The sequence below is a fragment of the Rhodococcus sp. p52 genome (assembly GCF_000763325.2).
Classification (GTDB): domain Bacteria; phylum Actinomycetota; class Actinomycetes; order Mycobacteriales; family Mycobacteriaceae; genus Rhodococcus; species Rhodococcus pyridinivorans.
The window spans coordinates 715,070-729,743 of record NZ_CP016819.1; the positions used below are offsets into that span (position 1 = coordinate 715,070).

General features: G+C 68.0%; 12 protein-coding genes and 1 pseudogene. 7 read left to right on the forward strand and 6 right to left on the reverse strand.

Annotated elements, in window-relative coordinates; genetic code table 11:
- Positions 1-78 precede the first annotated feature (78 nt).
- From IM25_RS03120 to aroD, 3 genes are all read left to right on the forward strand, one after another.
- Complete coding sequence (locus IM25_RS03120) at positions 79-402, forward strand: hypothetical protein (RefSeq protein ID WP_024102029.1); 324 nt, start codon at positions 79-81, stop codon at positions 400-402.
- Between the two features lie 117 nt (positions 403-519).
- Positions 520-2,163, forward strand: a complete 1,644-nt coding sequence (locus IM25_RS03125; RefSeq protein ID WP_019290902.1) for an MDR family MFS transporter — start codon at positions 520-522, stop codon at positions 2,161-2,163.
- A gap of 42 nt (positions 2,164-2,205) precedes the next feature.
- The gene (aroD, locus tag IM25_RS03130; RefSeq protein WP_065995737.1) at positions 2,206-2,976 is read left to right on the forward strand and encodes a type I 3-dehydroquinate dehydratase; all 771 of its coding nucleotides are present in this window, start codon (positions 2,206-2,208) and stop codon (positions 2,974-2,976) included.
- Here aroD and IM25_RS03135 read toward each other — a convergent pair whose 3' ends face one another.
- The 3 genes from IM25_RS03135 to IM25_RS03145 are packed head-to-tail and all read right to left on the reverse strand — an operon-like array spanning position 2,977 to position 4,687.
- Positions 2,977-3,345, reverse strand: coding sequence for a CrcB family protein (locus tag IM25_RS03135; protein ID WP_065996458.1), 369 nt, complete (start codon positions 3,343-3,345; stop codon positions 2,977-2,979).
- On the reverse strand, positions 3,342-3,803 hold the full coding sequence (locus IM25_RS03140) for a fluoride efflux transporter FluC (RefSeq protein WP_033096304.1): 462 nt from the start codon (positions 3,801-3,803) through the stop codon (positions 3,342-3,344). Before IM25_RS03140 ends, IM25_RS03135 begins: the two co-directional genes overlap by 4 nt.
- Positions 3,788-4,687, reverse strand: coding sequence for an alpha/beta fold hydrolase (locus IM25_RS03145; protein WP_033096305.1), 900 nt, complete (start codon positions 4,685-4,687; stop codon positions 3,788-3,790). Before IM25_RS03145 ends, IM25_RS03140 begins: the two co-directional genes overlap by 16 nt.
- A gap of 85 nt (positions 4,688-4,772) precedes the next feature.
- Between IM25_RS03145 and IM25_RS03150 the strand changes: the two are divergent.
- Together IM25_RS03150 and IM25_RS03155 are read left to right on the forward strand one after the other, a co-directional pair.
- Positions 4,773-5,015 (forward strand): annotated as a pseudogene (locus IM25_RS03150) (cytochrome P450); the annotation flags it as partial.
- Positions 5,016-5,034: 19 nt separating this feature from the next.
- Complete coding sequence (locus IM25_RS03155; protein WP_157126918.1) at positions 5,035-7,155, forward strand: thiamine pyrophosphate-dependent enzyme; 2,121 nt, start codon at positions 5,035-5,037, stop codon at positions 7,153-7,155.
- 16 nt (positions 7,156-7,171) lie between these two features.
- Here the strand turns inward: IM25_RS03155 and IM25_RS03160 are convergent, their stop codons facing one another.
- Together IM25_RS03160 and IM25_RS03165 are read right to left on the reverse strand one after the other, a co-directional pair.
- Positions 7,172-7,879, reverse strand: a complete 708-nt coding sequence (locus IM25_RS03160; RefSeq protein WP_033096308.1) for an HNH endonuclease family protein — start codon at positions 7,877-7,879, stop codon at positions 7,172-7,174.
- Positions 7,880-7,920: 41 nt separating this feature from the next.
- Positions 7,921-8,943: a beta-ketoacyl-ACP synthase III gene (locus tag IM25_RS03165; protein ID WP_033096309.1), complete on the reverse strand. Its 1,023-nt coding sequence runs from the start codon at positions 8,941-8,943 to the stop codon at positions 7,921-7,923.
- 163 nt (positions 8,944-9,106) lie between these two features.
- On the opposite strand from IM25_RS03165, the gene IM25_RS03170 reads away from it, so the two are divergent.
- Together IM25_RS03170 and IM25_RS03175 are read left to right on the forward strand one after the other, a co-directional pair.
- Positions 9,107-9,715 (forward strand): class I SAM-dependent methyltransferase, encoded by a 609-nt coding sequence (locus tag IM25_RS03170; RefSeq protein WP_006552662.1) that lies wholly within the window; start codon positions 9,107-9,109, stop codon positions 9,713-9,715.
- A gap of 97 nt (positions 9,716-9,812) precedes the next feature.
- A complete protein-coding gene (locus IM25_RS03175; protein WP_065995738.1) occupies positions 9,813-11,648 on the forward strand; it encodes an acyl-CoA dehydrogenase in 1,836 nt (611 codons plus the stop codon).
- A gap of 231 nt (positions 11,649-11,879) precedes the next feature.
- Here IM25_RS03175 and IM25_RS03180 read toward each other — a convergent pair whose 3' ends face one another.
- Positions 11,880-14,459 carry a VanW family protein gene (locus tag IM25_RS03180; RefSeq protein ID WP_065995739.1) on the reverse strand — a complete coding sequence of 860 codons (2,580 nt, stop codon included), beginning with the start codon at positions 14,457-14,459 and terminating at the stop codon, positions 11,880-11,882.
- Between the last annotated feature and the right edge of the window lie 215 nt (positions 14,460-14,674).

Sequence of the window (14,674 nt, forward strand, 5' to 3'; positions counted from 1 at the left end):
CAGACGGCAGCACCGTCGTGGCCGGATCCGGGATCGTCGACGGTGAACCCGATCCGGGCCGGCGCGTACCTTCGGAGCATGAGCGACGCCGACTTCGCCCACACCGATCGCGCCGAGAAGAACCGGCGGGACAAGGCCGTGACCCTGGCCCGGTATGCATGGAACCGCGGCATCTCGGGAGCCGAACTGCTCGCCATGACCGACGAGACGCGACGCAAGCTGGCGCGGGCCGCGGATGCGCATCCGCCGCGCACGATGGAGACCTGGGAACTCGCCGCGAGATTGATGGACGAGAAGACGGCGTGGGCGCAGAAGCACCCGGATCATCCGGCAGCGGTCCGCACCGACGAGGACGAGAAGATCATGTGGGTCAAACCGCCCGTGCGGTCCTGGTTCGAGTGACCCGGAGGAAATTGCCTTGCAGCAGAAGTTACCGAGTGCAACAATTTCCGATCGCCTCACCTCTGTGCAGGCCACCTTCGCCTGACAGCTCGATATTCCTATTCCGACAGGAACACCGTGACCACCACTTCGGAACCTCTGGTTCTCACCCAGCGACGGATCTGGATCATCTTCTCCGCGCTCATCGCGGGCATGATGCTCGCCAGCCTGGACCAGACGATCGTCTCCACTGCCATGCCCACGATCGTCGGGCAACTCGGCGGCGTCGAACACCAGGCGTGGATCACCACCGCCTACCTGCTCGCGGTGACCATCGTGATGCCGATCTACGGCAAGTTCGGCGACGTCTTCGGGCGCCGGTACCTGTTCCTCATCGCGATCGGCGTGTTCACCCTCGCCTCCGCGGCGTGCTCGATGACCGACGACTTCTGGACCTTCGTGGTCTTCCGCGCGATCCAGGGCTTCGGCGGTGGCGGTCTGATGATCCTGTCGCAGGCGATCATCGCCGACATCGTGCCCGCGAGCGAACGCGGTAAGTACATGGGCCCGCTCGGCGCGATCTTCGGTCTGTCGGCCGTCGGTGGCCCGCTGATCGGCGGCTTCTTCGTCGACCACTTGACGTGGGAGTGGTGCTTCTACATCAACGTGCCGGTCGGCATCATCGCGTTCGTCATCACCTGGTTCGCGCTGCGCCTGCCGGTGAAGAAGCCGACGAAGCGGATCGACATCCTCGGCGTGCTCACGCTCTCCCTCGCCACGACCTGCCTGATCTTCTTCACGGATTTCGGTGGCGACGCCGATCGCGGCTGGACCGCTCCGCTCACGTGGATGTTCGGCGCCGGACTCGTGGTGTTCGTGTGCCTGTTCGTGCTCGTCGAGTCGCGGGCGCAGGATCCGATCATCCCGCTGTCGCTGTTCCGCAACTCGATCTTCGTCAACGCCACGGCCATCGGTTTCGTCCTCGGCCTCGGCATGTTCTCGGCGATCGCGTTCATGCCGACCTTCCTGCAGATGTCGTCGGGCACCTCGGCCGCGGTCTCGGGTCTGTTGCTGCTGCCGATGATGGCCGGTCTGATGATCACCTCGATCGGCTCGGGGCTGGCCATCACCAAGACCCAGCGCTACAAGATCTATCCGATCGTCGGTTCGCTCATCACCGCGGCGGGCATGCTGTGGCTGACCACCCTCGAGGGCGACACCCCGCTGTGGGTGATCTGCTCGATGCTGTTCGTCTTCGGTCTGGGTCTCGGCCTGATCATGCAGGTCGTCATCCTGATCGTGCAGAACGCGGTGCCCGCCGACGAGATCGGCACCGCGACGAGCTCGAACAACTACTTCCGTGAGGTCGGTGCGGCGCTCGGTGTCGCGATCTTCGGCACCATCTTCACCAACCGCCTGGCGGAGAAGCTCGTCGAGGTCTTCACCGCGGCCGGTGCGACACCGGAGCAGGCCGGCCAGGCCACCGCGACCGTCGATCCGGCGGCGATGAAGCTGCTGCCCGATCCCGTCCGCGAAGGCATCGTCGACGCCTACGCCGACTCGCTGGCGCCGGTGTTCTGGTACCTCATCCCGTTCCTGCTCATCGCATTCGTCCTGGCGTGCTTCATCAAGGAGATCCCGCTCTCCGACGAAGCACTCATGGTCGCGCGTGGCGAGGCGATCGCCGACCCGTCGAAGGCGGCGAAGGACGACGCCGTCGTGGTCGTCGAGGGGACCGAGGCCGGTGCGGACACTGCGGACAGCGGTTCGAAGCGGTCGTGATCGAATAGGGCCGATCATCGGACGAGGGAACGGAGACGGCACGTGGGACGAACGATCACACCGGTTCGCGTCAAGGACGTGGTGATCGGTGAAGGCGCACCCACCATCCTCGTCCCCGTCACCGGCCGCACCCCCGAGGCGCTGCGCGAACAGATCGCGGCCGTCGCCGAGCGGGCCGACGTCGTCGAATGGCGCGTGGACTTCTTCCACACAGTCGACGACGTCGCCTCGGTGGTCGCGCAGGCCGGCTCGTTGTCCGAGCAGTTGCAGGGCCCTCCCCTGCTCGCGCCCTGCCGCACCGCCGACGAGGGCGGCGAGATCGCGATCGACGACGAGGCGTACGCCGATCTGACGGTCGCGCTCGCCGAGAGCGGCGCGGTGGATCTGGTGGATGTCGAGTACCGCCGCGGCCGTGCCGCCGTCGAGCGGATCGTCGCGGCGGCCCACGCCTGCGGTGTTGCGGTGGTGGCGTCGAACCACGACTTCGACGCCACTCCGCCGAAGGACGAGATCGTCGCGCGGCTACGCGAGATGCAGGAACTCGGCGCCGACATCTGCAAGATCGCCGTCATGCCGCAGTCGACGGCCGACGTGCTCACCCTGCTCGACGCGACCCGCACCATGCACGAGGACCACGCCGACCGCCCGTTGATCACCATGTCGATGGGCGGCCTCGGCGTGGTGTCGCGGATCGCCGGGCAGGTCTTCGGATCGGCGGCGACGTTCGGGATGGTCGGCACCGCCTCGGCACCCGGGCAGGTCGACGCCGACGAACTGCGCTCGGTGCTCGGCCTCATCGACCGCGCTCGCTGATCACCACACGGCGGTGAGAGCGAGCCCGGCGGCCGCCGCGATGAGCGTGGTCGCCAGGGTGCCCAGCGCGATCGCGCAGGCGGCACCGTAGCGGCGCGCCACGATCAGGCGGACGGAGTCGACGCTGGTCGTGCTGAAGGTGGTGACCCCGCCGCAGAACCCCACCCCGACGACGGCGAGCAACTCCGCGGCGGCGTCGTGGAACAGCACCGCACCGGTGAGCAGCCCCAGCAGCAACGAACCGATGACGTTGATCAGCACGGTCGGCCACGGCAGGGACGATCCGGAGCGGGCACGCAGAGCACTGTCGACGACGAACCGCGTCACCGCACCGGCGCTGCCTGCCAACGCCACCCACACCGCGATCATCGCCGTGCCGCTCGGCGACTGCCGAACCACGCGCCCAGCGCGACACCGATGCCGGTCGCGAGAAGGCCGACGAGCACCGTGCCGAGCGCATAGGTTGCCGCGGCGACGAGTTCACCGTCGCGCAGCAGCAGGTCGGTGTCGACCGCGAGCGCGCTGTAGGTGGTGAACGAGCCCAGCGCACCGGTGCCCACCCCGAGCCGGACCACCTGACGCCAGGAGGTGTCGGGACCGATGCGGATCAGTGCCTCGAGCAGGAATCCGAGCAGCAGCGCACCGAGGACGTTGATCGCGAAGGTCGTGACCGGCCAGCTCCCGGACTCGACGGGGAACCACCGGCCGAGGCCGTAGCGGGCACTCGTCCCGAGCAGACCGCCCACGGCGACCGCCGCCAGCGCCGACGGTCGCAGGTGCAACGCTCTCGGCAGCTGGCGTTCGCCCTCGGTCAGTCCTGGTCCCACAACTTCAGAACCGTAGTGAGGATCTCCTCCGACGCACCGAGACCCCCGAGATGACTCTCGCCGGGCAGGTGGTGGAACTGGGCGTCGGGCAGCAGGTCCACCATGTGCAGGCCGTGCTCGATCGGGATGATGTGGTCGGTGTCGCCGTGCCACCACCGCACGGGCACCTTCACGTCGGAGACGCGGAAACCCCAGTCGCGGGTGAATACGACGATGTCGGCGAACGGCGCGGAGATCTGACGTCGGCTGCCGTTGAGCAGGTCGTCGAGGAACATCGTCTTGAACTCGGGACGGGCGAGCAGGCGGCGGTCGGCCTCGGGTGAGAACCGTCCGTACAGGTCGATGATCGGCGACGCGAACGGGCGCACCACGCGGATCGCCGCGCTCATCGCCACGCCGATGGGGACGCCCGCGGTCTGCAGTGCCGGCGCGACGAAGGCGCCCAGCTTCATCAGGTTGCTGTCGATCGACTCGGGACCGACGACCGGTGCCACACCGCCGAGGACCGCAGCCGCGACGACCCGTTCGCGCAGTGCATAGGCCGCGGCGAGGGTGTAGGGGCCGCCGCCGGACAGTCCGACGAGGGCCATGCGGTCGACCCCGAGGGTGTCGGCGACGATGCGCAGGTCGTCGCTGAACGCGAGGACGTTCTCGTAGATGTGCGGTGTCGAGGAGCCGATCCCCGGGCGGTCGATCCCGATGAGGCGGATGTGGTTCCGTTCGGCGAAGGCGCGGGCCTCGATGGGAACCTGGCGGCGCGCACCCGGCGTGCCGTGCAGCCAGAACACCGTGCGGCCGTGGGCCGACCCGAACTCGGCGAACCCGAGCCGGCGGCCCTCCCCGACCGCGACGGTGCCTTCGAGCTTGGGGCGTTCGACGTCCATGGCGCCAGCATGGCACGCACCCGCACGCCCGACCAGCGACCGTCCCGTGGGACGAATCGACGCAACCGAGATGTGATGCACGCTTCCCGAGCGGTTCTCGCCGGAGCGCCGCGAGGACAAGGTGCACAAGTACGCGTGGGCGCCCTTCGGCGGTGGCGCGCATCGGTGCCTGGGCATGCATTTCTCGGGAGCGGAGATCAAGACGGTGCTGCACCATCTGCTGTTGCGTTTCCGCTGGCACGTGCCGGCCGACTACGTCGCGCCGATGAACTTCACGTCGTTGCCGTTCCCGAACGACGGGGGGCCGATCCACCTCCTTCCGAGGTGATCGGGCGTAGAAAGAAGGAGTGACCGCCGCCGACGAACTCGACGAACGTTTCGTCACCGCGGTGCGCGCTCTGCCCGGGCACGCACCGCCGACGCGTCCGGTCGACCGGCAGGTCGACGACGACCGGTTGGTGCGGTACTTCGACGCCCAGGTGCAGTCGCGGCACCTCGATGTCGCGGCCCGCACCCTGCAGGGACGCGGCGAAGGCTTCTACACCATCGCATCGGCGGGGCACGAATCGAACGCCGCGCTGGGCCTGTGCACGCGGGTGACGGATCCCGCTCTGCTGCACTACCGTTCGGGCGGTTTCTACGCGGCTCGCGCGTCGCTCGTCGAGGACAGCACCCCGATCCGCGACGTGCTCGCCGGATGTGCGGCGTCCACGCTCGATCCGATCTCGGCGGGCCGGCACAAGGGGTTCGGCAACGCCGGCCTGAACATCCTGCCGCAGACGTCGACCATCGCCTCGCACATGCCGCGGGCCGTCGGTCTCGCCCTCGCGCTACCGCGGATGCAGCGACTCGGGCTCGACGCGGCGTGGCCGTGGGATTCGGTGGTGGTGTGCAGTTTCGGTGATGCCTCGGCGAACCATTCGACGGCCGTCGGCGCCCTGAACGCGGCCGCCTACTGCCGGCACCGCGGGTTGCCGTTGCCGTTGCTGCTGGTGTGTGAGGACAACGGACTCGGCATCAGTGTGCCCACCCCGCCCGGCTGGCTCGAGCGGTCGCTGTCGTCGTATCCGGGGATCGAGTACCGGTCGGTGGACGGCGCCGATGCGGTGGAGATGCTCGCTGCCGCAACCGATGCCGTGGAGACGGTGCGCACGACCCGGGCTCCGGCCCTGTTGCACGTGCGGGCAGTGCGTTTCCTCGGCCATGCCGGTTCCGACGTCGAGTCGGCCTACCGCAGTCCGTCGGATCTTGCCGCGGACCACGAGCGGGACCCACTGGCGGGGACGGCCCGTGAACTCGTCGCACGCGGAATGCTCGATGCGGCAGGGGTTCTCGACCGGTACGAGCGGATACGGGTCGAGGTCGGCTCCGTCGCGGACTCACTGACCCGGCCGCCGCGACTGGCGACCGCCGCCGACGTGATGCGCCCGCTCGAATCCGGGCTCGTGCTCGTCGACGACGATCCGCATCCTGCCGGTGAACCGCTCACGCTCGCCCGGGCCGTCACCCGCACGCTCGGACAGCTCCTCGAGGAGGATCCCCACGCCTGCGTGTTCGGCGAGGACGTCGGCCTCAAAGGCGGGGTCTACGGCGTCACCCGAGGGCTGCAGGAGCGCTTCGGGCGCCTGCGCGTGTTCGACACCCTGCTCGACGAGCAGACGATCCTCGGCACCGCGCTGGGCTTCGCCGTCGCGGGCATGCTGCCGATCCCGGAGATCCAGTACCTGGCTTACCTGCACAACGCCGAGGACCAGTTGCGCGGGGAGGCGGCGAGTCTGGCGTTCTTCTCCGACGGGCGGTACCGCAATCCGATGGTCGTGCGCATCGCTGGCCTGCCCTACCAGCGCGGCTTCGGCGGGCACTTCCACAACGACGATTCCGTCGCCGTGCTGCGCGACATCCCCGGTCTCGTGCTGGCCGTGCCGAGTTCACCCGCCACGGCCGGCGCCCTGCTGCGCACGTGCGTCGAGCTGGCTCGTCAGGAGGGCCGGGTGTGCGTCTACCTGGAACCGATCGCGCTGTACCACCGGCGCGACCTCTACGACGAGGGCGACGGACTGTGGCAGCAGATCCCCGACACCGCCGGGCTTCCACCGGGATCGGTGTGCGTCTACGGCGACGGGCGCGACGTGCTGGTGGTGACTTTCGGGAACGGGGTGCCGATGAGTCTGCGTGCCGTCCGTCGCGCGGGAGTCGCGGCGACCGTCCTCGACCTGCAGTGGTTGTCGCCGCTGCCGACGACCGCGCTGCTCGAACACGTCCGCCGCTTCGAGCGCGTGGTGGTGGTCGACGAGACGCGCCGCAGCGGAGGTGTCGCGGAATCGGTCGTCGCGACGCTCGTCGACGATGCGTGGCAGGGCCGGATCACGCGGGTCACCTCCCACGACAGCTACGTGCCCCTCGGGCCGGCCGCGGCGCACGTACTGCTGTCGGAGGACGACATCGCGCGGGCCCTGCTGGAGGCGTGATCAGCAGGAAGCGGTATCAGCAGGAGGAGAGGATCCGCGACATCGCGTCGTGTTCAGCCTGGGTGACCCACAGTTCGTAGGTCGTCTTCACCTCGATCTGCCGCACGACGTACTCGCAATGGAAGGCGGTATTCGGCGGCAGCCACTCCGACGCGTCGGAGTCGCCCTTGCCCTGGTTGGTGGGGCCGTCGACTGCGATCAGGTTGCGCGGATCGTTCGCAAGATTCCGCTTCTGCTGGTCGTCGAGATGGCGGGCGCCCTTCTTCCACGCATCCGACAGGGCGACGACGTGGTCGATCTGCACGGCGGACGAGGTCTCGACCCCGCGACGGAAGGAAATCGTCTTCCCCGTGTACGGGTCCTCGAGCGTGCCGGCAGTGACCGTGCACTGCTTCTTCCCGGGCTCGAAGGAGACGTCGACGAGATCGCGCTGCAGGATGTCGTTACGAGTATCGCAGCCGTTGCGCCCCAGGTCGACGGTCACTTCGTCGGTCCACGCCGAGCCGAACAGTGAGCGGTCGTAGCCGCTCTGCGATTCGGCGGGCCGGACGGGCAGTGCCTCCAGCGCCTCGAGGGCTTCGGAGGGGTTCTCGACCGTGCCCCCGCCGGTACCGCCCGGCTCGTCGTCCCCCATCGGTTCGAGGAGGACGACGGCCACGGAGACCACGACGAAGCACAGGACCCAGACCCAACGGGGAACGGACGACGTGCGAATACTCGCCATATGTCGATACTGCTACGAAGTCGTATTGCTACCGCTGCTTCCTACTTCGCGAGCGGGGGCATCTTCACGACCTGGCCCGCATAGGACAGGCCGGCACCGAACGCGAGGAGCAGCGCGGTGGATCCGACCCCGACCTGGCCGGTGCGCAGCATCTTCTCCATCGCCAGCGGGATGGACGCGGCGGAGGTGTTGCCGGTCTCGATGATGTCGTCGGCGACCGCGACGGTCTCGGGCAGTTCGAGCTGCTTGACGATGACGTCGTTGATGCGCAGGTTGGCCTGGTGCGGGACGAAGGCGTCGAGGTCCGCGAGGGCCACGCCGGCCTTGTCGGCGATCTGCCGGGCGAACTTGCTCATCTCGAAGGCGGCCCAGCGGAAGACCGCGGTGCCCTCCATGATGATCCAGGGACGATTCTGGTCCGGGTTGGTGGCGAAATCGACCCAGTCGGGTTCCTGACGGATCGCGTTGGCCTGCGAACCGTCGGAGCCCCAGACGGTGGGACCGACGCCGACCTCGTCGGACGGGCCGACGACCACGGCACCGGCACCGTCGCCGAAGATGAAGCGCACCGAGCGATCGGTGGGCTCGGTGGTGTCGCTCATGCGCTCGACACCGACGACGAGCACGTGCTCGGCCGTTCCGGCGCGCACGAGATCGGAGGCGACACCGAGGGCGTAGCAGAAGCCCGCGCAGCCGGCCTGGATGTCGAGCGCCGCGGCGCCGCCGGTGCCGATGCGGTCGGCGACGAGAGCCGCGGCCTGCGGGGTCTGGAAGGGGTAGGTGGAGGTCGCGACGATCACGGTGTCGATCTGCGCACCCGTGAGGCCGGCGGCCACGAGGGCCTGCTCGGCGGAGCTCGTCGCCATGTCGACGACCGACTCCTCCGGATGCTGCTTCGCGAAGCGGCGCTCCTTGATGCCGGAGCGCGACTGGATCCATTCGTCGCTCGAGTCGATCTGCTGGCAGATCTCGTCGTTGGTGACGATGCGCTCGGGGCGGTGCACACCCAGACCGAGCAGCGCGCTGTTCCTCAGCGGGGCAGGGACAGCGATCTGTGCACCCATCAGACGAACTCCTCCTCCTCGACGTACCGCGTGTCGGCACATCGCATCCGGTCAACGATATCGCAGGTCACGATTTCGTCACAGCGCTACCCCGACGATGCGCTTCCGTAACCCTCACCGCAAGCGGGGGTCCCAATCGCCACGCGAGGCTAGCGTCGCGGTCATGGATGCACAGGCCTGGAACGAGAAGTACGCGGCGTCGGAACTGATCTGGGGCGCGCCGCCCAATCCGGTGATCGTCGAACACGTGACGTCGCTACCGCACGGTCGCGCCCTCGATCTCGGCTGCGGTGAAGGTCGTCACTCCCTGTGGTTGGCGACGCGCGGATGGGAAGTCGTGGGCGTCGACTTCTCCGAGGTCGCCCTCGACAAGGCCCGGCAGGTCGCTGCGCAGGCGCCGTCCCGCTCACGAGACCGGCTCCGCTACGTCCGCGCGGATGTGACGACCGACTCGTTCGACGGAGAGTATGACCTGATCCTCTCGGTCTTCCTGCATTTTCCTCCGCCACAGCGGAAGGCGCTTCTCGACCACGCGATCAATTCACTGAAACCTGAAGGAATCCTCATATTCCTGGGGCACGACGCAATAAATCCCGACGAAGGAGTGGGCGGACCCCAGGACAAGGAAATCCTCTACACACCAACCGATCTCGTCGAGGAAATCGACGGCAGATTGGACATCAGGATTGCCGAACGGCGATATCGGGAAACCGATGCGGGAACCGCGATCGACGCGCTCGTCGTGGCGAGCAAACCACCTCTTGGCAGTTAGTTGCCCGACGAGTAACATGGAGATGTTACCGACGAGTAATAACTTGGGCGGTACTTGAAGCCAGCTGGACCGCACCACACTGGGAGACACCGACGACATGGGCCATTACAAGAGCAACCTCCGCGACCTCGAGTTCAACCTCTTCGAGTTCCTGAAGATTCAGAAGGTCCTCGAAGCAGGCAAGTTCGGCGACCTGGACGAGGACACCGCGCGCGGCATCCTCGCCGAGGTCAAGACACTGACCGAGGGGCCGGCAGCCGAAGGCTTCGCCGACGCCGACCGCACCCCGCCGGTCTTCGACCCCGAGACCCATTCGGTGTCGCTTCCCGAGCCGTTCAAGAAGTCGTTCCGCGCCTGGTGGGACGCCGGTTACTGGTCCATGGGCATCCCCGAGGAGCTCGGCGGCACCGACTCACCGCGCAGCCTCCTGTGGGCCGTCAACGAGATGATGCTCGGCGCCCAGCCCGCGGCCTTCATGTACGCGGCCGGCCCCGCCTTCGCAGGCGTGCTCTACGACAACGGCACCGATGAGCAGAAGAAGTGGGCCGCCACCTGCGTCGAGCGCGGCTGGGGCGCCACCATGGTCCTCACCGAGCCCGACGCCGGTTCCGACGTCGGCGCCGGTCGCACCAAGGCGATCAAGCAGGACGACGGCTCCTGGCACATCGAAGGTGTCAAGCGGTTCATCACCTCGGCCGACTCCGACGACCTGTTCGAGAACATCTTCCACCTCGTCCTCGCCCGCCCCGAGGGTGCCGGCCCCGGCACCAAGGGCCTGTCGCTGTTCTTCGTCCCGAAGTTCCACTTCGACTTCGAGAAGGACGAGTTGGGCGAGCGCAACGGCGTGTTCGTCACCAACGTCGAACACAAGATGGGCCTCAATGCCTCCGCGACCTGCGAGGTCACCTTCGGTGGCCACGGCGTTCCGGCCAAGGGCTGGCTCGTCGGCGAGGTCCACAACGGCATCGCACAGATGTTCGACGTCATCGAGCACGCCCGCATGATGGTCGGCACGAAGGCCATCGCGACCCTGTCGACCGGCTACCTCAATGCCCTCGACTACGCCAAGGAGCGCATCCAGGGCGCCGACCTGACCCAGATGTCCGACAAGACCGCCCCGCGCGTGTCGATCATGCACCACCCGGACGTGCGGCGTTCGCTGGCGATGCAGAAGGCCTACTCCGAGGGCCTGCGCGCCGTGTACCTGTACACCGCGGCGCACCAGGACGACGTCGTCGCCGAGCAGGTCTCGGGTGCCGACGCCGCTCTCGCGCACCGCATCAACGACCTGCTGCTGCCGGTCGTCAAGGGCTGCGGCTCCGAGCGGGCCTACCAGTACCTGAAGGATTCGCTCCAGACCCTCGGCGGTTCGGGCTTCCTGCAGGACTACCCGATCGAGCAGTACATCCGCGACTCGAAGATCGACTCGCTGTACGAGGGCACCACGGCCATCCAGGCGCAGGACTTCTTCTTCCGCAAGATCGCCCGCGACCGTGGCGTGGCGCTCGCCCACATCGCCGGTGAGATCAAGAAGTTCGTCGAGCGCGACGACGCCGACCAGCGTCTGAAGAAGGAGCGCACGCTCCTGGCCACCGCGCTCGGCGAGACCCAGACGATGGTCGCGACGCTCACCCAGTACCTCATGGGTGCGCAGGAACAGCCCACCGAGCTGTACAAGGTCGGCCTCGGTTCGGTCCGTTTCCTCGAGGCGTTCGGCGACCTGATGATCGGCTGGCTGCTGCTCGAGCACGCCGAGATCGCTCTCTCCGCGCTCGACGCCGGCGTCGATGCCTCGGACAAGGCGTTCTACGAGGGCAAGGTCGCGGCCGCGTCCTTCTTCGCCAAGAACGTCCTGCCGGAGCTGAGCGTCGCGCGTCAGATCATCACCGACGTCGACCTCGACATCATGGAGCTCGACGAAGCAGCGTTCTGATCGAACCGCTCACGGCGGTAGCGCGATAGACGAGACCGACGTTGTGCGCGATTTCCCCCACGGGTTTCGCACACGACGTCGGTCTCGTCGTTTCTCGGGAGCAGCTCCGCCTCCTCGACGGCCAGATCCCCGACGTGGTGCCGCTTCCGGAGTGACGAAGTAAGGGGAGGTTGTGTGCGTGTTCCTTCACCGGAACCGCACACAACCTCCCCGAAGTTTCGAGGACGTCCGCTACTCCTCTTCGGTTCCACCCGCTGCAGGTGCCTCGACTGCCGGCGCTTCGGCCGCAGGCGATTCGGGTGCGGGCGCCGGTGCGTCCTCGGCCTCGGCGTCCTCCGATCCGGTGTCGCCGGAGGTCGCGTCGCCGCCGCCCGAGGGCTCGTCGCTCGGTTCCGGTTCGGGGCTGATGCACTTCACGATCGGGACCGGGTCGTACCGGACCGTGCGGGTCGCGCTCGAGATCTGCGCGCCCGTCCGTGCGTCGGTGACGATCCGGGTGTCGGTGACGGTGAAGCCCTGCGCGCCGCTCGACGGAATGCAGGCCGAACCGGCGGGCAACGTGATCGTGTTGGGCGAGGTGAAGTTCGTGCGGTTGCCGGTGACCGACTGGACGTCGACGGTCTTGGTGCCCCAGATGCGCACCGTGATGTCCGAGCTCGTGCCGATCGTCTGGATCAGGACGCCCGTGTCGAACGGGTTGCGGAACTTCAGGTCGATGGCGCCGTCGTAGATCGTGGCCTCGCGGGCCGCCGGGTACCGGGAGATGTAGTAACTGTGCTCGGTGTGCTCGACGTCTTCCATCCCGGCGAAGTAGGTCGCGTTGTAGAGGGTGGTCGCGAGCTGGCTGATGCCACCGCCCACGGCCTTACCGGGACGTCCGGCCTCGATGATGCCCGACTCGATGTACCCCTGCGCCGCACCGCGCGGACCGGTGTAGTCGTTGAAGGAGAAGGTCTCCCCCGGCTTCACGATGGCGCCGTTGATCTCCTGCGCGGCCAGCCGGATGTTGACGCCGGAAGCGTATTCGAAGCCGCTGGTGGTGAACTCCGAGACCACCTCCCTGATGCCGAGCTTCTCGGCGCCTTCGGTGGTGAGTTCGGGTTCGGCCTTCCTGTACACCGCGTCGGTGCTGCGGTCGCCCGCTTCCTTCAGCAGGTCGGGCAACCTCTCGAGGGTGACGGGCCAGTCGACCATCTCGCCGGTCTCGCTGGGCACGATCGTCGGGCGACCACCGTCGAGGACGATCCGCGCATCCTTCGGTTCGGTCTCCGACGGGGCGAGCTGCGGCGCCAGGATGCCGATCGCGGCCTCGGTGTCGTACTGCGGTTCGAGTCCGCCCGAACCGTCCGGCACGAACGACAGGACAGCGCCCACCGCATCGCGCGGCAGCACACCGACGGCCCCGTCGAGTCCCCGGACGACCAGATCCTGTGCCACGGCCGGAACGGCGACCTCCGCCAGCGCCCGGTCGAGGCCCTCGCGGGTGACGGTGACGTCGACGCTCTCGACGGGCAGCGAGACATCACCGTACGGCCAGCGCTCGGCGAAGACGTCGCCCGCGACTGCGACGTCGAGCTGCTGGCCGGGCTGCGGCGTCACCGGAACGGGTGTGCCGTCCTCGAAGACGATGTTGCCCTCGCGCGGTTCGTGCGCGGCGGCAGCGGCGGCCTTTTCGATGGCTGCGGACAGGGCGACCTCGTCGCGTGTGGAGACCACGCCGACTTCGTCGTTCCCGAAGAACGACGCGAGTCGCGTGAACGGATTGAGCGGCTGCGAACCCACCTGGTCGAGGGTCGCGGGCCAGTCGATCCCGATCCCGGCCTCCGAGGGCACGATCTGCCCCTGAGTGTCGCCGGCGGTGACGTCGACGGGCATGTCGAGCCGCGGCGTCAGTTGTTCGGTGAGCTCTGCCTCCGCCGCGTCGAGCGACATGCCGCCGATCTCGACACCTGCGACGGTGACACCGCGCGGCACCTTGCCCGACGACAACGCCAGATCGGCCACGTAGAACACGGCGAACAGTGCGACGACGCCACCGACGACGAGCGCGATCGTGCGCCGGGGCAGATTCGATCCAGGCTTGCCCGGTTCGTCGCCGTCTCCGCCGGAACCTCGCGGTCCGCCGGTGGGCGGAGGAGTGACAGGAGGCGGTCCCTGCGGCGGCGGACCCGCCTGCATCTGCTGGGTCGGCTGGTCGCCCTGCGGTGGGTGGGCGGCCGAGGGCATTGCCGTCGACGTGGGTGGGACGGGAGCCTCCGCCTGTTCGGGACCGGGCTGTGCCGGGTTCTGTTCCCCCTGCAAACGGAGGAGCCGATCGGTGGCGGCGGACGATCCGTCACCCGGTGCCCGGTTTCCCGGCGCGACGACCGGGATGACCGCGGTGGGCTCCTCCGAGGGATGGACCTTCTGGGTCGGGGGTTCGTCAGCACCGGTGGGAGCCGCCTGGTTCGTGCCATCGGCTCGGACCTCTGTGGGAGCCTGCGAGGCAGCCGGGGCCTCGGTTTGCGGCTCGGTCACATCACTCGCCTGCGACTCGGTCACATCACTCGCCTGCGACTCGGTGACACTGCTCGCCTGCGACTCGGTGACACTGCTCGCCTGCGACTCGGTCACATCACTCGCCTGCGACTCGGTGACACTGCTCGCCTGCGACTCGGCCACCTCCCGGTGAGGATCGACCGCTTCGAACCGCTCGGTAGGAGCCGACGCGCCTTCACCCTCACGAGCGGATTCCGGCGACGAACCGATGTTCTCGGTCCGTGCGTCGTCGTGCTCGTGAGGGGACTCGTCGGTCCCGTTGCTGCCGCTCACCCAGATCCCTTCGCAAAGCTGGGCACGCCTTCGAATTCGCGCGCCGACTACCTGCTTTCAAGGGTAGTGCCCCGGTTCAGAGCGGCTGCGCCCGGAATGCGAAGACCCCGCGTTGCTACCAGGTCGGGGGTCAGGCAGCAGCGCGGGGTCGATGGGTCTATCGCTGTCCGTCGCGGAGCGTTACACACCGAACGGAACTTTCCTCTCTCAACGAC